19 protein-coding genes are annotated in these 18995 nt (G+C 71.7%); 10 read left to right on the plus strand and 9 right to left on the minus strand.

Translation table 11 applies throughout. The annotated features are described in order from the left end of the window. The first annotated feature begins 181 nt into the window (after positions 1-181). The 4 genes from ACFQVC_RS00100 to ACFQVC_RS00115 are packed head-to-tail and all read left to right on the plus strand — an operon-like array spanning position 182 to position 3593. A complete protein-coding gene (locus tag ACFQVC_RS00100) occupies positions 182-1213 on the plus strand; it encodes an AraC family transcriptional regulator (protein ID WP_381825051.1) in 1032 nt (343 codons plus the stop codon). Continuing rightward, entirely contained in the window at positions 1114-1875 is a 762-nt protein-coding gene (locus ACFQVC_RS00105) for an AzlC family ABC transporter permease (RefSeq protein ID WP_381826994.1), read from the plus strand. Before ACFQVC_RS00100 ends, ACFQVC_RS00105 begins: the two co-directional genes overlap by 100 nt. After that, complete coding sequence (locus tag ACFQVC_RS00110) at positions 1872-2177, plus strand: AzlD domain-containing protein (RefSeq protein ID WP_381825052.1); 306 nt, start codon at positions 1872-1874, stop codon at positions 2175-2177. The genes ACFQVC_RS00105 and ACFQVC_RS00110 overlap by 4 nt, the downstream gene beginning before the upstream one ends. Before the next feature lie 3 nt (positions 2178-2180). Beyond that, positions 2181-3593 carry a PucR family transcriptional regulator gene (locus tag ACFQVC_RS00115; RefSeq protein WP_381825053.1) on the plus strand — a complete coding sequence of 471 codons (1413 nt, stop codon included), beginning with the start codon at positions 2181-2183 and terminating at the stop codon, positions 3591-3593. A gap of 39 nt (positions 3594-3632) precedes the next feature. Here the strand turns inward: ACFQVC_RS00115 and ACFQVC_RS00120 are convergent, their stop codons facing one another. Beyond that, positions 3633-4601: a hypothetical protein gene (locus ACFQVC_RS00120; RefSeq protein ID WP_381825054.1), complete on the minus strand. Its 969-nt coding sequence runs from the start codon at positions 4599-4601 to the stop codon at positions 3633-3635. An 80-nt stretch (positions 4602-4681) separates the two neighbouring features. Between ACFQVC_RS00120 and ACFQVC_RS00125 the strand changes: the two genes are divergently transcribed. Next, the gene (locus ACFQVC_RS00125; protein ID WP_381825055.1) at positions 4682-4900 is read left to right on the plus strand and encodes a DUF3046 domain-containing protein; all 219 of its coding nucleotides are present in this window, start codon (positions 4682-4684) and stop codon (positions 4898-4900) included. Between the two features lie 159 nt (positions 4901-5059). Then, positions 5060-6259 carry an AI-2E family transporter gene (locus ACFQVC_RS00130; RefSeq protein ID WP_381826996.1) on the plus strand — a complete coding sequence of 400 codons (1200 nt, stop codon included), beginning with the start codon at positions 5060-5062 and terminating at the stop codon, positions 6257-6259. A 63-nt stretch (positions 6260-6322) separates the two neighbouring features. Here ACFQVC_RS00130 and ACFQVC_RS00135 read toward each other — a convergent pair whose 3' ends face one another. From ACFQVC_RS00135 to ACFQVC_RS00150, 4 genes are all read right to left on the minus strand, one after another. Further along, positions 6323-8479, minus strand: coding sequence for an MMPL family transporter (locus tag ACFQVC_RS00135; protein ID WP_381825056.1), 2157 nt, complete (start codon positions 8477-8479; stop codon positions 6323-6325). After that, positions 8476-8733, minus strand: coding sequence for a DUF5957 family protein (locus tag ACFQVC_RS00140; protein WP_381825057.1), 258 nt, complete (start codon positions 8731-8733; stop codon positions 8476-8478). Before ACFQVC_RS00140 ends, ACFQVC_RS00135 begins: the two co-directional genes overlap by 4 nt. A gap of 103 nt (positions 8734-8836) precedes the next feature. After that, positions 8837-9616, minus strand: a complete 780-nt coding sequence (locus tag ACFQVC_RS00145; protein ID WP_381825058.1) for a cytochrome d ubiquinol oxidase subunit II — start codon at positions 9614-9616, stop codon at positions 8837-8839. 9 nt (positions 9617-9625) lie between these two features. After that, positions 9626-10897 (minus strand): cytochrome ubiquinol oxidase subunit I, encoded by a 1272-nt coding sequence (locus tag ACFQVC_RS00150; RefSeq protein WP_381825059.1) that lies wholly within the window; start codon positions 10895-10897, stop codon positions 9626-9628. A 210-nt stretch (positions 10898-11107) separates the two neighbouring features. On the opposite strand from ACFQVC_RS00150, the gene ACFQVC_RS00155 reads away from it, so the two are divergent. After that, a complete protein-coding gene (locus ACFQVC_RS00155; protein WP_381825060.1) occupies positions 11108-12019 on the plus strand; it encodes a DMT family transporter in 912 nt (303 codons plus the stop codon). Positions 12020-12147: 128 nt separating this feature from the next. Here ACFQVC_RS00155 and ACFQVC_RS00160 read toward each other — a convergent pair whose 3' ends face one another. The 4 genes from ACFQVC_RS00160 to ACFQVC_RS00175 form a co-directional block, all read right to left on the minus strand. After that, on the minus strand, positions 12148-12855 hold the full coding sequence (locus ACFQVC_RS00160; RefSeq protein ID WP_381825061.1) for a response regulator: 708 nt from the start codon (positions 12853-12855) through the stop codon (positions 12148-12150). A 202-nt stretch (positions 12856-13057) separates the two neighbouring features. Further along, the gene (locus ACFQVC_RS00165; protein WP_381825062.1) at positions 13058-14248 is read right to left on the minus strand and encodes a sensor histidine kinase; all 1191 of its coding nucleotides are present in this window, start codon (positions 14246-14248) and stop codon (positions 13058-13060) included. 85 nt (positions 14249-14333) lie between these two features. Then, complete coding sequence (locus tag ACFQVC_RS00170) at positions 14334-14903, minus strand: hydrolase (RefSeq protein WP_381825063.1); 570 nt, start codon at positions 14901-14903, stop codon at positions 14334-14336. Positions 14904-15031: 128 nt separating this feature from the next. Beyond that, complete coding sequence (locus ACFQVC_RS00175) at positions 15032-15454, minus strand: MarR family winged helix-turn-helix transcriptional regulator (RefSeq protein WP_381825064.1); 423 nt, start codon at positions 15452-15454, stop codon at positions 15032-15034. A 173-nt stretch (positions 15455-15627) separates the two neighbouring features. Here ACFQVC_RS00175 and ACFQVC_RS00180 point away from each other — a divergent pair, with 173 nt between their 5' ends. The 3 genes from ACFQVC_RS00180 (at position 15628) to recX (ending at position 18823) form a co-directional block, all read left to right on the plus strand. Continuing rightward, positions 15628-16644: a hypothetical protein gene (locus tag ACFQVC_RS00180; RefSeq protein WP_381825065.1), complete on the plus strand. Its 1017-nt coding sequence runs from the start codon at positions 15628-15630 to the stop codon at positions 16642-16644. 196 nt (positions 16645-16840) lie between these two features. Then, a complete protein-coding gene (gene recA / locus ACFQVC_RS00185; RefSeq protein WP_381825066.1) occupies positions 16841-17992 on the plus strand; it encodes a recombinase RecA in 1152 nt (383 codons plus the stop codon). Positions 17993-17995: 3 nt separating this feature from the next. Beyond that, a complete protein-coding gene (gene recX / locus ACFQVC_RS00190; RefSeq protein WP_381825067.1) occupies positions 17996-18823 on the plus strand; it encodes a recombination regulator RecX in 828 nt (275 codons plus the stop codon). The last annotated feature ends 172 nt before the right edge of the window (positions 18824-18995 follow it).

The raw sequence follows: 18995 nt of genomic DNA on the forward strand, positions 1-18995 counted from the left end.
CGTGCGGGCTCGGCCGGGCCGGGCTGTCCGGGCCGGGCCGCGTGGGCGGGGATGCGCGCCGGCCGGGGCGCGCGCGGGGAGGCGTGGTGGCCGGGCAGTGTGTGCGGGGATGCGTGGCGGCCCTGCGGGCTCGGCCGGGTCGGGCGGGGCCCGCTGCGGGGCGGCTTGCGAGAATGCGGGCATGGGGAAGCAGGAGTGGGCGCGGTACTGGCAGCACGAGGCGCTGCCGGGCATCGACCTGCTGCGGGCCCGGTACGTCCGGCACTCGTTTCCCCGGCACAGCCATGAGGGCTATGTGCTCGGGGCGGTCAGTGGCGGCGTCGAGGACGTCGTGATGCCGGAGGGCACCGTGCACGCGCTGCCGGGCAGCGTGATCATGATCAACCCGGAGGTGCCGCACGCGGCCCGCGCCGGAGTGCCCGAGGGCTGGGTGTACTCGACGCTGTATCCGTCCGCGCAGGTCATCGCCGATATCGCCGCCGAGACGACCAGCATCCGCGGCACCGTGGGCTTCGCGGAGGTGGATGTGCCCGATCCGCAGGGCGCGCACCTGATCCGCGAGGTGCACCGGGCGGCGGAGGAGGGCAACGCGCTCGCGGCCGACAGCGTTCTGCGCATCCTGGTGACCCGGCTGCTGCGCCGCTACGGCAGCGCCCTGCCCGACCGCGCCCTGCGTACCGCGGGCTGTCGCAATGCGGCACGCGCGCGGGACCTTCTCGAGGAGCGGATGGCCGAGCCGCCTTCCCTGGAGGCGCTCGCCACCGAACTCGGTACCAGCCCCTTCGCGCTGCTGCGGGCCTTCAAGAGCGAGTACGGCATGCCGCCGCACACCTGGCTCACCAACGCGCGCGTGCGGCGTGCCCGCGCGCTCCTCGACGGCGGCACCCCACCCGCCGACGCGGCCGCCGCCGTGGGCTTCACCGACCAGCCGCACCTCAACCGGCACTTCACGCGGATCGTGGGCGTGCCGCCCGGCGCCTACCAGCGTGCGCGCCGGGGGCGTGCGGATGCGGAAACAGAGGCGGGTGAGAGCGGGCGCAAGAACGTACAAGAACGGCCGGGCCTCCTCCCCGTACCTTCAGAGGCGTGGCAGAACAGACAGCATCCGCAGCTATACGTGCCGGGGACGGCGATCCGCCCGGTGGTCGGGCAACCGGTCCCGAAGGCGTCGCCAAACCCGACTCCGCCGTCATCAGGGACGCACTCGGCGTAGGCATTGCCGTCGGCCTCTCCGGGTTCGCCTTTGGCGTCACCTCCGTCGGCAACGGCCTGAACCTCTTGCAGACCTGCGCCCTCAGCCTCCTCGTGTTCACCGGCGCCTCGCAGTTCGCGCTCGTCGGAGCGCTCGCGGGCGGCGGCAATCCGCTGACCGCCGCGGCCGGGGCCTTCTTCCTGGGTGTCCGCAACGCCTTCTACGGGCTGCGGCTTTCGCAGCTCCTCATGCTGCCCCGCGCGGTGCGGCCCTTCGCCGCCCACTGGGTGATCGACGAGACCGCCGCAGTCACCCTCGCCCAGCCCACCCGGCGGGCCCGCCGTATCGGCTTCACCGCCACCGGGCTCACCCTCTATGTGCTGTGGAACCTCACCACACTGCTCGGTGCCCTCGGCGCGGAAGCCCTCGGTGACACCGACGCGTGGGGCCTCGACGCCGCAGGGCCCGCGACCTTCCTCGCACTGCTCGCGCCCATGCTGCGCACCGCGACGGAGCGCGTCGTCGCGGTGCTCGCCGTCCTGTTGGGCCTGGGGCTCCTTCCGGTGCTGCCCGCCGGGGTCCCGGTCCTGGTGGCGGCGCTCGCCGCGCCGCTCGTGCTCTTCGTGGAAGGCCGCAAGATCGCCTCCCGACGCTCCGATTCCGCACAGAGGAAAGACCGTTGAACATCTGGCTCGCCATCGCCCTGACCGCCGTCGGCTGCTACGCCGTCAAGCTGCTCGGCCTCCTGGTGCCCGCCGGAGTGCTGGAGCGGCCGCTCGTCCAGCGGCTCGCCGCGCTGCTTCCCGTGGCGCTGCTCGCCGCGCTCACCGCGCAGCAGACCTTCGGTGACGGACAGCAGTTGGTCCTCGACGCCAAGGCGGCCGGACTCGCCGCCGCCGGAGTGGCCCTCCTGCTGCGGGCACCGTTCCTCGTGATCATCGCGGCCGCGGTTGTCGTCACGGCGGGCGTGCGGGCGATCGGCTGACCCATGGCACCGTCTCCCGAGGCCCGTGCGCTGGCCGCCCGCGTCGCTCCGAAGGCCGACGAGCTGGCCCGGCGCATGGCCCGTGAGGCCTTTACGGCGCTGCCGGGCTATGCCGAACTCCCCGGCGACGTCAAGGACGTCGAGATCACCGCGACGGCCCGGCACGGCATCCGGCTCTTCCTGCGCCGGGCCAGCGCCTCGCGCGCGGACCGCGCCGAGCCGCGTCCTGATCGCATCGCCCCGCGCCCGGACCGACCCGAGCCGCGCCTGGACGGCACCGTCCTGCGCCTGGACGGCACCGTCCCGCGCGCGGACCGCGCCGTCCCGCGCGCGGACCGCGCCGTCCCGCGTCCGGACGGCACCGTCCCGCGCGCGGACCGCATCGACCCGCGCGCGGACCGCACCGGTCTCGGTCTGTTCCGTGAGCGCGCCGCCCAGCGGGCCGAGGAGGGCATGCCGCTGCACCTGCTGCTGCGCACCCACTCCCTGGGGATGTACGTGCTGTGGCAGGCGCTGCGGGACGCGGCGCTGCCCGGCGAGGAGGCCGCGCTCGCCGAGCTCGTCGACCTGCTCCTCGAGTCCCACCACCGAGTCGTGGGCGCCGTCGCGGAGACCTACGTGGACGAGCGTGCGGCCCTGGACGCCGACGCCCGGGCCCAGCGCAGCTCGCTGCTGCGCGGCCTCCTGGACGGCGTCCTGCCGCCCGGTCACGTCCTCCTGGACGAGCTGCGCCTGCACGGGCCCACCGTGGTCCTCGCGCTACGGCTCGGCACCGGGGCGCCGCCCGGGTCGGTGGCCGAGCGGCGCCGTCGGCGGCGGGTGCAGACAGCGCTCGACCACGCCTTCGGCACGGAGGTCCCGATGCTTCTCGACGGGGGCCTAGGGCGGGCCGTCGTGCCCAAGCCGTGCGAGCCGCCCGAGGATCTCGCGGTACGGCTCGGCCGGGCCTGCGGCGGGCAGGTCCGGGTCGCCTGGGCGGCGGCCGGCGCACCGGACGAGATTCCCGGGGCGGTGCGAACGGCCGTGGAGATTCTGCGCGTCACGCGCGCGTGCGGCCTGCCGCCGGGGCTGCACCGCCTGGACGACGTCCTGCTGGAGTTCCATCTGTCGCGGCCCAGCGGGTCGAGCCGTCAGGTGGCCGCGCTCCTCGACCCGCTCGCCGACCGCCCCGAACTGCTGCAGACCCTGCGCACTCATCTGGCCGAGCGGCAGGACCGGCGGGCGACGGCCGCCGTGCTCGGCCTGCACCCCAACACGGTCGACAACCGGCTGGCGAAGATCGTCGAGCAGACCGGCATCGATCTGCTGTCCCCGCGCGGGACGGCACTCGCCATCGCGGCCCTCCTGCTGCGGGACGCCGACGAGGCCGAAGAGACGGATCCGGAGCCCGGTGGTGGCCGGCCCGGGACCGGCTGAGCGCCCCCGGCGCGGCCGGCCGGGACAGGTGCCCGGCTCTCAGTCCAGGTTCCGGCCGTACGCCCGCAGGGTGCGCAGGGCTTCGATGGTGACGATCGGGCGCCATTCGAGGCCCGAACCGGGGGCCCATTGGCGCCAGTTGACCGGCCAGCCGCCGTCCTCCTGCTGTTGGTGTCCCAGGTGGTCAAGGGAGCGGTTCATCTCCTCGTCGGTGAACCACATACGGGCCAGGGACTCAGGCACGCGCGCGTAGTCGTGCGGGAAGTGGTGCTCGTCCGGGGCGTAGCCGGGCGCGACCGGGTAGTCGTCGCGCTGCTCCGGGTCGAGTACGGCAAGGCGCTGGTCCCGCACCAGACGCCCCAGGCGGTCGGCCGCGGCCTGCGCGCGGGAGCGGTCGGGGACACCGTCCAGGAAGGCGATGGCCGCGTGGATCTCGTACGGGTCGGACTTCTCGAGCGACTCGACCGCGGCCCAGCAGTAGTCGGTGGCGCGGAACAGCCAGGCGTGCCACACCTCGTTGCGGTGCAGCAGGCCCACCACCGGGCCGGTGGCGAGCAGATCGCTCGGCGGGTCGTCCTCGATCGGCACGAAGGGCGCCATGGGGTAGCCGCGCTGGCTCGGGTGGATCGCGGGCAGCGCACCGTCCGCGGTCGACACCTCGGACAGGTAGCGGCACATCCGCTCCACCCGCAGCCCTCCGCAGTGCCCGATGGCGTCCAGGACGCGCAGCGCGTGGACGGTGTGCAGCGGCTGGCTCACCGGGCCGCGCAGGTCGGGGTCGAGGGCGTGGCCGTAGCCGTCGTCCTCGTTGCGGTAGGCGCAGAGGGCGGTGTCGACCGCCTCGGCGGAGCCGCCCAGGAAATGGTGGGCGAACCTGCGCTGCTCGAGCACGCGCGCGGTGAGCCAGATGAACTGCTCTGCGCGGGCGAGCCGGGAGGGCTGCGGGGCCCTCTGACGGGGGGCGCGCACGGGCGCCTGAGGCGCTCCTGGGGGTGCGGATTCAGCCATGCACCGAACCGTAGGGCGGTGAGCGCTTCCAGACAGCTCCTCGGGCCCGGGCCCACTCTCAGGGGCGCGATACTGGAGTCATGCGGTTGACGGTCTTCTGGGAGCGGATGGCGGAGCAGTTCGGTGCCTCGTACGCCGACTCCTTCGCGCGTGATCATGTGATGGCGGAGCTCGGTGGGCGCACGGTGCACGAAGCGCTCGACGCCGGCTGGGAGACCAAGGAGGTCTGGCGGGCGGTGTGCAGTGCGATGGGCCTGCCGCCCGACCGCCGGGGGACGCTTCCGGAGGACAAACGCTGAAGGCCGCGTCGAGCCCCGCCGAACCGTCCGTCCGGTGGCCGCGGAAACCGCGAACGGTGGGACGGCTGCCCGATTGTCGGCCGGGTGCGCGAGACTGACCCCGTGGCACCCAGCGAAGCACTCAGTGAGACAACGGCGCAGGACACGGGCCCGCCGTCGATGACGCCCCCCGACGGGCCCGCAGCGGAGGGGCCGGGCAGCCGCATGCCACGGTGGCTGCCGCGCGCCATGGTGCTCGCGCTCGCCCTGATCGCCTGTTTCCAGTTGGGCAGTTGGGCTTTCCACCAGCTGATCGGTCTGCTGACCAACATCCTGATCGCGTTCTTCCTCGCCCTGGCCGTGGAGCCCGCGGTCAGCCGGATGTCCCACCGGGGCATGCGCAGGGGGATCGCCACCGCTCTGGTCTTCCTCGGCGTGGTCGTCGCCGGTGCGGGCTTCGTCACACTGCTCGGCTCGATGCTCGCGGGCCAGATCGTCGACATGGTCGAGGACTTTCCGCAGTACCTCGACTCGGTCATCAGCTGGATCAACTCGACCTTCCACACGGAGCTGTCCCGGGTCGAGCTGCAGGACAGCCTGGTGCACTCGGACTGGCTGCAGAAGTACGTGCAGAACAGCGCGACCGGCGTCCTCGACGTATCCGCGCAGGTCCTCGGCGGGCTCTTCCAGCTCCTGACGATCCTGCTGTTCTCGTTCTACTTCGCGGCCGACGGGCCGCGACTGCGCCGCGCCCTGTGTTCCGTGCTGCCGCCCGCCAAGCAGGCCGAGGTGCTGCGCGCTTGGGAGATCGCCGTCGACAAGACCGGCGGCTATCTGTACTCGCGCGGCCTGATGGCGCTGATCTCCGGTGTCGCGCACTACATCCTGCTGCAGGCACTCGGGGTGGCCTACGCGCCCGCGCTCGCGATGTGGGTCGGCCTCGTCTCGCAGTTCATCCCCACCATCGGCACCTATCTGGCGGGTGCGCTGCCGATGCTGATCGCGTTCACGGAAGACCCCTGGTACGCACTATGGGTGCTGGTTTTCGTGGTGGTCTACCAGCAGTTCGAGAACTACATGCTGCAGCCCAAGCTCACCGCGAAGACCGTCGACATCCACCCCGCGGTCGCCTTCGGCTCGGTCATCGCGGGCACGGCGCTGCTCGGAGCGGTCGGCGCGCTGATCGCCATTCCGGCGGTGGCGACGCTGCAGGCCTTCCTGGGGGCGTATGTGAAGCGGTACGACGTCACGGACGACCCGCGCGTGCACGGGCACAGGCGGCGAGCGGGCCCGCCCCTGGTGCGGCTGCGGCGGGCCCTGCGCACCAGGAACGAGGACCCGCCGCCGCCGGAACAGCGCACTCCCGAGAAGGACGGCTGAACGAAACCACCCCTCTAGTGCCTGTCCAGTGCCCTTTGGTGCCGCTCAACTGCTCCGGCTCTCTCAGGGGCGCCGCAGTCCCTGGCGCCGTTCCAGTTCCACCTTCGGCAGCAGTCGGCGGAGCCATGACGGAAGCCACCACGCGCGCGTGCCGAACAGCTGCATCACCGCGGGGACGATCAGGCAGCGGATCACCACGGCGTCGAGCAGGATCGCCACCGCCAGGCCGAGGCCGAACTGCTGCAGCATCCGGTCGGGGCTGAGCATGAACGCCGCGAACACCACGATCATGATCGCTGCGGTGGCCGTGATGACCTTGCCGGTGGCCGCCAGGCCCTCGCGCACCGCGACCTGCGGGTCCTTGGTGCGTTCCCATTCCTCATGGATGCGGGAGAGCAGGAAGACCTCGTAGTCCATGGAGAGCCCGAAGACGATCGCGAAGATCATCACGGGGATGAACGCCTCGATGGGACCGGCTTCGACGCCGAACCAGCCGTGCTGGAACACCAGAGTGATCGCGCCGAGCGCGGCGCCGATGCTGACCAGGTTGAGCAGCGCCGCCTTCAGAGGGATCAGCACGGACCGGAACACCACGAGCAGCAGCAGCGTGGAGAGGCCCACCACGATCGTGACGAAGAGCGGCATCCGGTCCGACACGGTGGACGCGAAGTCCTCGGTGGCGGCGGTGCTTCCGCCGACCAGGAGCTCGGCGCCGGTCTGCCGCTCCAGGGACGGCAGGACGTCGCCGCGCAGCCGGTCCACGAGCTGCGAGGTCGCCTCGGCCTGCGGGGCCGAGTCGGGGAAGGCGATGACGGTGGTGACCGAGGCGTCGTCGGACGGGAGCGGGCCGGCGGCCGCGGCGACACCCGGAGTGTCCGTGAGCGCCTGCCGTACCGCCGCGCCCGCCTTCTGGCCGCCGCCGTCCGCGACCACGAACAGCGGCCCGTTGAAGCCGGGGCCGAAGCCGTCGGCGAGCATGTCGTAGGCCTGACGGCTGGTGCTGGCCTCCGTGTCGTTGCCCGCGTCAGCGAAGCCGAGCCGCAGGTCGAGGGCGGGCGCCGCGAGGGCGCCGAGCGCCGCCACGGAGACCAGCAGCGCCGCCCACGGCCGCCGCTGCACCCCGCTCGCCCAGCGCCGCCAGGCAGCGCCCTCCACGCGCGTGCTCTTCGCGGCGCGCCTGGTGACCTGGCGCCGGATGCGGGCGCCGCAGACACCGAGCAGGGCCGGCAGCAGGGTCAGGGAGGCGGCCATCGTCACCAGGACGGTCAGGGCGACCGCGAGGGCCACTCCCTGCAGTGAGCCGAGGCCGAGCGCCACCAGGCCCATCAGCGCGATGATCACCGTGCAGCCCGCGAAGAAGACGGTGCGGCCCGCCGCGTCCAGGGCGCTGCGGGTGGCCTGCTCGGGCTCCGCGCCCCGGAGGAGCTCGCTCCGGTAGCGCGAGAAGATCAGGAGTGCGTAGTCGATGCCCACGCCGAGGCCGACCAGCATCATGACCGGCGGTGTGAAGTCCGCGATGTCCGCGACGTGCGAGGCGAGCGCGATCAGTCCGATCGAACCGCCCACCGCGAACAGCGCGGTGACCACCGGCAGGCTCGCCGCGACCAGCGACCCGAAAAGGAAGACAAGGATCACCAGGGCGCCGAGGATGCCCGCGCCCTCCGCCGCGCCGCCCCCGGCCTCCTCTGCGCCCCGCGCGGCGTCACCGCCGACCGCAGTCCGCAACCCGTCGCCCTCAAGGGACTTGGCGGTATCGATGATCTTCCGTATGTCCCCCTTGGGGATGTTCTGGGCCTCTCTGTCGAGGGTGACGGTCGCATAGGCGACGGTGCCGTCGCGGGAGACGGCCGCGTCGTCCGCATAGGGACTGCGTACGTCGCGCACGCCCGGCAGATCCCGGACCTCGTCGAGCATCGTCCCGACTCGCTGCTCGGTGTCGCTCTTGCGCAGGCCGCTCTCATCCTTGAGGACGATCTGCACGGACGCGTCGGCCTGTGCGGAGCCGTTCCTCTCCAGGACACTCTGTGCCTGGTGCGAATCGGTGCCGGGCAGCGAGAAGTCGTTGTGGTAGGAGCTGCCGGCCGCCATTGAGGCGCCGGTGATGCCGATGAGGACAGCGATCCACAGGACCAGGGCCCGCCATCGGTGGCGGAAGGAGAAGGCGGCCAGACGCTCGAAAGGGCTCGCCTGGCGGGTGCGGGCGGGTGCCGTGACGGTCATCGGGGGTCTCCATAGGGCGAGTTGGTGCCGCGGCCGGTGGCGTGCGGGCCGCCGGAGGGGAAGCCGCGGCGGGCGAGTACCCAGGGGGCGGCCACCGCGCCCGCGAGCGCGAGGTAGAGGGGCATGAGCTTGAGGGCGAACGGCATGTCCGCGTCGAAGGCGAGATGCGCGGTGACGCCGATCGCGGCCGCGACCATCTCCCCGACGACGAAGCCGCCGACCAGGCCGCCCAGAACGGCGAGTACGTATTTCATGGAGGGCTCCTCTAGAGGGGGTTCGGAGGTGCGGGCCGCCGGGCCGTCTTCAGAGGTACGAGGGCGCCAGCAGGCTTCAGAGGTACGAGGGCGCCAGTCGGCTTCAGAGGTACGAGGGCCGCGTCACGCGGTGCCGGAACGTGCGCCACATCCATGCCTGGACGGCCACGAGCAGCGGCGTCACCACGAGCAGCGCGGGTACCAGGAACGCGAGCGTGGCGCCGTCGGCGGCCGAGTCGGCGAGGGGCAGCGCGGCGCCGGCGAGCAGCGGCAGCGCCGCCATCAAGGCGGCCGTCAGGGCGAAGGACTGCCACGGGCGCCCCGTGCGGCCGACCAGTACACGCGCGCGTGCATAGGGGTTTCCGGTCAGGCGCAGGGCCGCGAAGCCGAGCCCGTGTGCCGCGAACAGGGCGGCGACGGCCAGCGCGGTGACCGCGGCGACCGGGCCGGTGGCAGGCTCGTGCGTGGAGCCCGTCAGCAGCGAGGCGAGCAGCCAGCCCCAGGAGAGCGAGACGGCCCAACTCCCGCTCACCACGGCCCCGTCGCATACGGCACGCAGTCGTGGTCCGCCGCCGCGGCCGCGCAACCACAGGCCCATGTCGCGCACCACCCACCCGGTGAGCAGCGGCACCACCACCGCGAACTGCCCGCTCAAGAGCTCCCCTTCGAGTTCCGGGAAGCAGCCGATGAGCAGCCCGGCAGTGGCCACCAGCCACACTTCGTTGCCGAGGAAGAACGGTGCGAACGACGTGATCACAAGGCGCCGTTCGGCATCGGTGCGCCCCAGGTACGGAGTGAGCATCCCGGTGCCGATGTCGGCGCCGCCGAGCACGAAGTACCCGGCTGCGAAGAACGCGAGCAGACAGACAGCGAGGGTTTCCATGAGCGCTCCTCAGTAGCTCGCGGCGGCAAGGGAGTCGGCCGGGTCGGCGGCGTCGCGGTCGTCATGGCCGAGGCCCCGCTCGACGGGCCCCACGCGCGCGTGCCGCAGGAGAAGCCAGATGTTGACGAGGGCGAGCAGCACGAACAGGGCGGTGAAGGTGATCAGAGAGGCGCGCATGGCGTCGGGGGAGACCGCGGAAACCGCGTCCTCGGTCTTCAACAGGCCGTATACGACCCAGGGCTGGCGCCCCGCCTCACGGAAGAGCCAGCCGCTGATCATCGCCAGATAGGGCAGCGGAACCGCCGCCATGAGGACCACGTGCCACAGCCGGAAGCGGAAGACCGCCTTCTTGAAGCAGGCGAGCACGAACCCCGCCAGGCACAGGTACATCATCAGCGCGAAGGCGAGCAGCATCAGGATGCCGGCGCCGCGCGTGAGGGCTTCCGACGGCACATAGTCGCCGGGCCCGAACCGGGTCACCATCTCGGCCTGGAGCCGGGCCACTTCGGCCCCCTTCTTACTGAAGACGGCCTCCTTCATGGGCTGCATCGCGACGAACTGCACCCCGCCGAAGGCCGCCGTCACGAACAGCGCGGGCAGTGACACGAACACCCCGATGCGCAGGCTGCGCCCGAAGAACTCCCACTCGGGGGTACGCCTGAAGAGGTGGTAGGCGCTGACCCCCGCCATGAAGAACCCGGCCGTCAGCAGGGCTCCGCTCAGGACGTGCCCGAAGGCCGCCAGCGTGCTCGGGTTGGTGAACACGGCCGCCGCGTCCGCCAGGACGAGCCTGCCGCCCTTCTCGCGGTGCCCCACCGGGTTGTTGAGGAAGCCGTTGGCGACCAGGATCCAGTACGCCGAGGCGTACGCGGTGAGGGTGACGACCCAGATCAGCGCCAGGTGCACCCACTTGCTGAAGCGATGCCAGCCGAAGATCCACAGGCCCAGGAACGTCGACTCGACGAAGAACGCGACGACCGTCTCCAGGGCCATGGAGGCGCCGAAGACATCGCCCGCGTAGTGCGTGAGCCCGCTCCAGCTCAGACCGAACTGGAACTCCATCACGATGCCGGTGACGATCCCGACCGCGTAGTTGATGACGTACAACTGGCCCCAGAACCGCACCATGCGCGCGTGCAGCGCGCTGCCGCTCAGCGTCGCCCGTGTCTGCAGGCAGGCGACGACGGTCGCGAGGCCCAGAGTGAGGGCGACGAACAGGAAGTGGCCGCCCGCGGTGAGGGCGAACTGCAGCCGCGCGAGGTCGAGGGTCTCTGGATTCACGCTGCCAGAGTCGCCGTACGGCTTGCGCCGGGGCGTCGGCCGCCGGTGGGCAGTGTGCGTACATCCCCAGTTGTGGGTGGCGTCGTCGGCGTACCCCAGAAGTTGCGTCCGCATGAGGAGGCGCAGCATGGGTAATCGGGGCGGACGGTCAGGAAGGCACGGGCAGGGCGGAAGGGGCAGGGCGGAAGGGGCAGGGCGGAAGGGGCAGTTGTGAGTGCGCGGTGGTGGGTCGCCGTAGGGGCGCTGTCCTTGTCGCTCGCACCGGTGCTGATCGACCTGTCGGGAACCGACGCCGCGACCGCTTCGTTCTACCGGTGTCTGCTCGCCCTGCCGTTCCTGCTGCCGGTCGTCCTGCCCGAGTACCGCCGCGAGGGGCTGCCGGGACGCAGGCAGTACGCCTATGGGCTGGCCGCGGGTGTCTGTTTCGCCGGGGACATGGTGCTGTGGACCCAGGCGATCCGGGAGGTGGGCGCGGGCCTTTCCACCGTGCTCGTCAACATCCAGGTGGTCCTGGTGCCGCTGCTCGCCTGGCTGGTCGACCGGGAGCCGGTGCCGCGCCGCTTCCTGTTCTGGCTGCCCGTGCTCGTGGCCGGCACGGCCCTCACCGGCGGCCTGGTCGACAGCGGTACGAGCGGCAGCGACCCCCAGGCCGGGACGGTGCACGCGGTCCTCGCCGCCCTGTGCTACTCGGGTTTTCTGTTCCTGCTGCGCAAAGGGGGCTTCCAGGGGCACGTCAAGGTCACCTACATGCTGGTGGTCGTCACCGCCGCCGCGGTGTCGGCCCTGGCCGGCGTGGTCCACTACGGACTCGACTTCGCGCCGGGCCTCCCTGCCGTCGCCCTGCTGGCCCTGGCGGCCGTGAGCAGCGGCGTGATCGGCTGGCTCCTGGTCGCGATCCACTCACCGCATCTGGCCAGCCACGTGGGGGCCGTACTGCTCCTGCTGACCCCCGTGGGCGCGCTCGGCCTGGGCGTCGCCGTCCTCGGGGAGCGGCCCACGGCCCTGCAGCTTGTGGGCTGCGCGTTGATCCTCGCCGCCGCCTATTTCACGGTCGGGCGGCGCGGGCGTCCGTCACGGGCCGCCGCCGACTCCGGCTCTGCGCGAAGGGTCCCGGCCGGTTGAGAGTGACTGCCGGCTGAGCATGACTGCCGGCCGAGGCTGGGGGGGGGGCTGGGGGACCGCTGAGCGGCTTGGGGAGCGGCAAGGCGCGACGCACCCGCGGGTGCCATCCCGGATTTCCCGCGGAGCGCTCAGCCGAGCCAGCCGGGGGTGATCATTCCGGATTCATACGCGAGGATCACCAGCTGAGCCCGGTCCCGGACATCCAGCTTGGTCATGATCCGGCTGACATGGGTCTTCGCGGTGGCCGGTGAGAGCACCAGGCGCTGGGCGATCTCGTCGTTGGAGAGTCCGGCACCGACCAGACCCATGACCTCGCGCTCCCGCTCGGTCAGTGCGTTGAGGCGCGGACCGGGGTCGGGCTGCTTGCTGCGGCCCGCGAACTCGGCGATCAGGCGGCGGGTGACGGCGGGGGCGATCAGGGCGTCGCCGCGCGCCACCACCCGTACCCCGTGCAGGAGTTCCATCGGCTCGGTGTCCTTGACCAGGAAACCGGAGGCGCCGGCGCGCAGTGCGCCGTACACGTAGTCGTCGACGTCGAAGGTCGTGAGGATCACGACGCGTACGCCTTCCAGAGAGGGGTCCGCGGTGATGCGCCGGGTGGCTTCGAGGCCGTCGAGCCCCGGCATCCGGATGTCCATCAGAACGACGTCCGGGCGCAGCCTGCGCGCGAGTGCCAGTGCCTGCTCGCCGTCGGCCGCCTCGCCCACCACCTCGATGTCGTCCTCGTCGTCGAGCATGGAGCGGAAACCGGCTCTTACGAGTGTCTGGTCGTCGGCGAGGACGACGCGGATCCGGACGGCCGGGTTGGCCGGGTCCTGGGCGTCGGTGGCGGTCATCGGTCTCCCTTGAGCGGCGGTTGTGCCCCGACGGCACTCGTACGGGCGGCCACGGCACTCATGGCCCGGGTGTCGGCAGCAGTCGTGGTCCGGGTGCCGGCAGCACTCGGGGTCCGAGTGCCGGCAGCATCTGCGGCTTCTGTGCCGACAGCAGGCGTGGCTTGCGTGCGGGCTGCTTTCATCGCTGGCGCGTCTGCGGCGCTCATCGCTCTTCCTCGAACGGCAGCCGGGCGCTCACCCGGAAGCCGTCGGCCGTGTTCCGCGCGGTCAGTTCGCCGCCGAAGGCCTTGGCGCGCTCGGCCATTCCGTGGATGCCGCTGCCTTGTGCCGACTCGTCGGGCGAGCCCCGGCCGTCGTCGTCGATCCGCACCCGGACTTCCCCGTCGGAGTAGGCGAGCGTGACGGTGACCCGGCACGCGCGCGCGTGCCGGGTCACATTGGTGAGCGACTCCTGCACGATCCGGTACGCGGCCAGGTCCAGGGGCGGCGGCAGCGCCCGTGCCGTGCCGTGCGTCTCCAGGTGTACCTCGAGGCCGGTGCTCCTGGCCCGCTCCAGGAGTTCGGGCAGCCGCTCCAGGCCCGAGGTGGGAGCGGTCGGGGCGGCCTCGTCGGCCCGGCGCAACATGCCGAGCGTGGACCGCAGTTCGTCCAGGGCGCTCTTGCTCGTCGACTTGACCGCTTCGAGGGCCTCTTCCGCGGTGGCGAGGGAGCCCTCGGCGCGGTTCTTGCCCAGCCGGTGCAGGGCGGCGCTGGACTGCACGTTGATGAGCGAAATGCTGTGCCCCAGGACGTCGTGCAGTTCCCGCGCGATGCGCAGACGCTCCTCCGAGGCACTCTGCTGTGCCCGTGCCTCCTGCTCCCGCTCGGCGGCGAGCGCACGCTGGCGTACCTCCTCCAGATAGGCGGCACGCGTGCGTTGAGCACGCGCGAGCACCAGGAGGCTGAGGAGCCAGCCCGCCAGCATCATGATCGACATGTCGTCGACCTTGCGCTGGCCCGGTTCCTGCAGGACCTCGCCGTAGACGACGAGCAGCATCGCGACGACCCCGAGGGCGACCGCCGCAGCGAACCGCCCCTCGGCCGCCGCCGTATAGAGGGCGATGACGAAAGCGACCAGCAAAGGGCCGTCGTAAGAGCTCACCGGGTAGTACGCGGCGGAGGCAAGGAGCGTGACGACCGCGACGGCGATGGGCCAGCGGCGCCGGAAGTACAGCGCCGCGCAGCCGATGCCGACGAGCGCCCAGCCGAGGACGGCCTGCCAGAAGGTCTCCTGCTTGCCCCGCATCCCCCAGAACGTGCCGCCCAGGACGACGGCCGTGACGGCGAGCGCCACGGTGATGTCCCTGGCGCGCGCGGACAGGCGCTGTTCGCGCGAGGTCGGGGGGAGTGCCATGTCCGGAAGGATATTCCGGGCGGCGTGGTGCGGCCGGTCCCGGGCGCGGGTTCCGGGGGCTCAGGCTCGGCGCGGTTCCGAGGGTTCAGGAGTCCAGCAGGCGTACGACGTCGTCGGTGGTGGCGACCTGGCCGATCCTCGGGAAGATCTTGTCGAAGGTGTGCGCGTGTGCGTCGGCGTCGGTGTCGGTGGTGGCGTCCTCGACCAGCGTCAGGTGGTAGCTGTGCTCCCAGGCCGTGCGCGCGGTGGACTCCACGCCGATGCTCGTGGAGATACCGCCGAGGACGATCTGGGTGATGCCGCGCCGGCGCAGCTGCAGATCGAGTTCGGTACCGGTGAAGGCACCCCAGTGGCGCTTGGTGATGACGATGTCGCCCTCGCCGGTGAGCTCTTCGGGGAACTCCGAGAACTCCGCGGGAGGAGCGGCCTGCGGCCCCGGCAGGTCCGCGCGTCCGACGGGCAGATCGCCGCCGTCGGGCGACCAGGCGACATTGACCAGGACGACGGGCAGGTTCCGGGCCCGGAAGGCCTCGGCCAGGCGGACGCCCTTCTTCAGGATCTCGTCCGCGGGCGTGACGGTGGGCAGGCCCAGGATGCCCTTCTGGAGGTCGATCAGGACGAGTGCGGTGCTCTTGTCGAGGGCGAGTTCGGACATTGGGGGTTCCTCTGTTCGGTGCGTGCGTACGCCGTGCTTGGGGACATACGTCGTGTTGGTGCTTGGTGCTTGGTGCTTGGTGCTTGGTGCTTGATGCACGGTGCCCGGCGTGCGTCGCTCGGTGCGTGTCAGTGCTCGGCCAGGCGCCGCAGCAGCACGGTGGCCTCGCCGAGCAGTCGCTGCTCGGCCGGGGAGAGGCGGTCCGCGATGAGCTCGGCGAGCCTGCTGTGGCCGGCCTCCCGGCGCTCGCGCAGATAGGTCAGGCCCTGGTCGGTCAGGGCGACCAGGAGGCGGCGCCCGTCGGTGGGGTGCGGGGTGCGCTCGACGAGGCCCGCGGACTCCAGGGCGGACACGATGGCCAGGACGGACTGAGGGGTGATCTTCTCGGCCCGTGCCAACTCGGCCCCCGTGGACGGCCCTTCGCGCTCGATCCGCTTGAGCACGGCCGTCTGTGACTGAGTCACTCCCGTTGCCGTGGCGGCCGCGCGCAGCTCACGGACCAGCAGGCCCACCGCGAGCTGCAGTTCCTCGGCGGTCTCGTGGGCGTTCATGGGACAACCGTAACTAATCGACAGGCAAACTGACAAGTTTGACTGTCGATCGCCGCGGGGGGGGCACGCGCCGCTGGGCGCCCTGCCGTTCCAAGGCGGGGTGCGAGAACCGTGGCTCGGCCGCCCCGCGTCCCCACTGGGAACGGATCCGGAACGTACAGAAGGCCCGCCTCATGACGCGCACCCCACAGCACGGCCGTACGGCGCCCTCGACGGCAGAGGACCCGCAACGCGGTGTCGCTGCCACGGCGTTCGCCGTTCTGCGCCGGCACCGGGGGCCTCTGGTGGGTGCGACGGCACGTGTAGTCGGCCTCTGCGGACTGGCCGGTCTGCTGATGACGGCCGCGATATTCGCGCTCGCGTGGCCCGTCTTCACCCGCATGCGGAACCAGCTCATCTATTACCGCTACGTCGAGGACCCTTACCTGCACGACGGGACGGATCTGGGGCTGGTCGCCGTCTGCGCGCTCCCGCTCTTCCTGCTGCTCCTCGGCATCGGCAGCGCGGCGCTGCAGGGCGTGTGTTCCCGGGCCGTCGCAGCAGGGGGCCGAGCGGCCGAGGAAGGGGAGCGGTCGAGTGCCCCGCTCCACGCGCGACTGCGACCGGTGCTCGCCGTGTACGCGCTGCGCGGCCTGGTCGCATGGTCCCTGCCGCTGCTCGTCACCGCCGTGGCGTACGGCTTCACCGGCAGCCATCTCGACACCCCGCTGCCTCTGGACCCCGGATCGTGGCCCTACGAGCTTGTCGTCGCCTCCCCGGCGGTGGCCGTGTGCGTCGCCGTGCTGCTGCGCCTCGCGCTCGCCCTCGCCCCGGCCGCCGCAGCCGACGGCCTCGGACCTCGCGCGGCCCTGCGCCGCTCCTGGTCGCTGACGTGGACGCGCGCCGGAGGAGTCCGCGTCCTCGCCATCGCGCTGCCGCTGGCCGCTCTCACCGCCGGGGTGCTCAGGCTGACGGTGCAGCTCGCCCTGCCACTGCGCCCCCTCGTACGCACCCTCGTCGAGCAGGCCACAGGAAACTTCTTCGCCGCTTACTACGCCGGCATCCTCGTCCCCGTCGTCGTCGGCATTCTGGTCGCGGCGGCCCTGGCTCTCCCGCTCACCTGCACGGCCTTCGCGGCCCTCCACCAGCATCTGCGCTCGCCCTGTATCCCTTCCGGGGGCGCCGGGGACACGGCGGTCGGCGCGGCCTGAAGCGGCAGCGTGGTGCGCTTGACACAGAAATCGAACATCCATTCTTATGGGATCTCCGGCTCCACTCCGCCCCTGGATTTCCGGGGTTCTTCGGTGAGTTATCCACAGGCCGGGCCGTCGTCGGGGCGCATTGTCAGTGGCAGGCGTTAGCGTCTTGGACGTGAAGCGATCGACTCAAGCAAACCGGGTGGAACCCATGGCAGGTACGGACCGCGAGAAGGCGCTGGACGCCGCGCTCGCACAGATTGAACGGCAATTCGGCAAGGGCGCCGTGATGCGCATGGGCGAGCGGCCGAACGAGCCCATCGAGGTCATCCCCACCGGGTCGACCGCGCTCGACGTCGCGCTCGGCGTCGGCGGCATCCCGCGTGGCCGTGTGGTGGAGGTGTACGGACCGGAATCCTCCGGTAAGACCACGCTGACCCTGCACGCGGTGGCCAACGCCCAGAGGGCGGGCGGCCAGGTCGCGTTCGTGGACGCGGAGCACGCCCTCGACCCCGAGTACGCGAAGAAGCTCGGCGTCGACATCGACAACCTCATCCTGTCCCAGCCGGACAACGGCGAGCAGGCTCTTGAGATCACCGACATGCTGGTCCGCTCCGGCGCGCTCGACCTCATCGTCATCGACTCGGTGGCGGCCCTGGTGCCGCGTGCGGAGATCGAGGGCGAGATGGGCGACTCGCACGTCGGTCTGCAGGCCCGTCTGATGAGCCAGGCGCTCCGGAAGATCACCAGCGCCCTGAACCAGTCCAAGACCACTGCGATCTTCATCAACCAGCTGCGCGAGAAGATCGGCGTGATGTTCGGCTCGCCGGAGACCACGACCGGTGGCCGCGCGCTGAAGTTCTACGCCTCGGTGCGGCTCGACATCCGCCGTATCGAGACCCTGAAGGACGGCACCGACGCGGTCGGCAACCGCACCCGCGTCAAGGTGGTCAAGAACAAGGTTGCGCCGCCCTTCAAGCAGGCCGAGTTCGACATCCTCTACGGCCAGGGCATCAGCCGCGAGGGCGGCCTGATCGACATGGGCGTGGAGAACGGCTTCGTCCGCAAGGCCGGCGCCTGGTACACGTACGAGGGCGACCAGCTCGGCCAGGGCAAGGAGAACGCCCGCAACTTCCTGAAGGACAACCCCGATCTCGCCAATGAGATCGAGAAGAAGATCAAGGAGAAGCTGGGCGTCGGTGTGCGTCCGGGAGCGGAGGGCGAGCCGAGCGCGGACGCCGCGGGGGAGCCGGCGGCGGACAAGGACGCGAAGGACGCGAAGGACGCGAAGGACGCGCCGAAGTCGGTGCCCGCACCGGCGGCCAAGGCCAAGTCGACCAAGGCCGTCGCGGCCAAGAGCTAGCCCGTGGTGCGGCGAACGCAATGGCCGGAGGAGAGCGGCCCGCCCGAAGGTGACGGGACCGCGTCCTGGGGACGGTCCGGGGGAACCGGACCGGGACTCTCCGCCGGCACTGGACTCTCCGCCGGCACGGCCGGTGGCCGCCGCGGTCGACGTGGCCGTCGCGGTGGGGGAGGCGGCCGGGGGTATGACGACCGCGGCGGAGAAGGCGAGGGCTTCAGTGACCGCGAAGCCTTCGCCGGCAGCTGGTTCCGCGGTGATGAGGACAGCGGTTCCCCCGACCCGTCGAGGGCCGGGCAGGGGGAGCCGCGTGCACGAGGCGGCGAGCGGGAACTGCCGCCGGAGGAGCGGGCGCGGGCGATCTGCCTGCGCCTTCTCACCGGCACCCCGCGCACCCGCAAGCAGCTCGCGGACGCCCTGCGCAAGCGGGAGATCCCCGATGAGGTGGCGGACGAGGTCCTGTCCCGGTTCGAAGAGGTCGGCCTGATCAACGACTCCGCCTTCGCCGGGGCCTGGGTGGAGTCCCGGCACCACAGCCGGGGCCTGGCCCGGCGCGCGCTCGCGCGGGAGTTGCGGACGAAGGGGGTCGACTCCACGACGATCGATGAGGCCGTCGGGCAGCTCGACTCCGAGCAGGAAGAAGTCACCGCCCGGGAGCTGGTCGACCGCAAACTGCGGTCGACGAGAGGCCTCGACCGCGACAAGCGGCTGCGCCGCCTCGCCGGAATGCTGGCCCGCAAGGGCTATCCGGAGGGCATGGCGCTCCGGGTCGTCCGGCAGGCGCTGGAGGAAGAGGGGGAAGACACGGAGGACTTGGAGTACGGGGGGTATTGAGCCTGGTACGGGGGCGGTGGGCCGTTCGCAGGGTGCCGGTGGCTGTACCCGTACCCGATGAGGGTTGCGGGCTGTGGGCTGTGGGCTGTGGGCTGCCTGACGGTGCTGCTGCGCCGGTGCCGGATGGTCAGGGGGATTTCAGGGAGCTGGGGGTGCGGGCGGGAGGCGGCGC

This window comes from Streptomyces monticola, assembly GCF_042665355.1.
GTDB lineage: Bacteria > Actinomycetota > Actinomycetes > Streptomycetales > Streptomycetaceae > Streptomyces > Streptomyces monticola.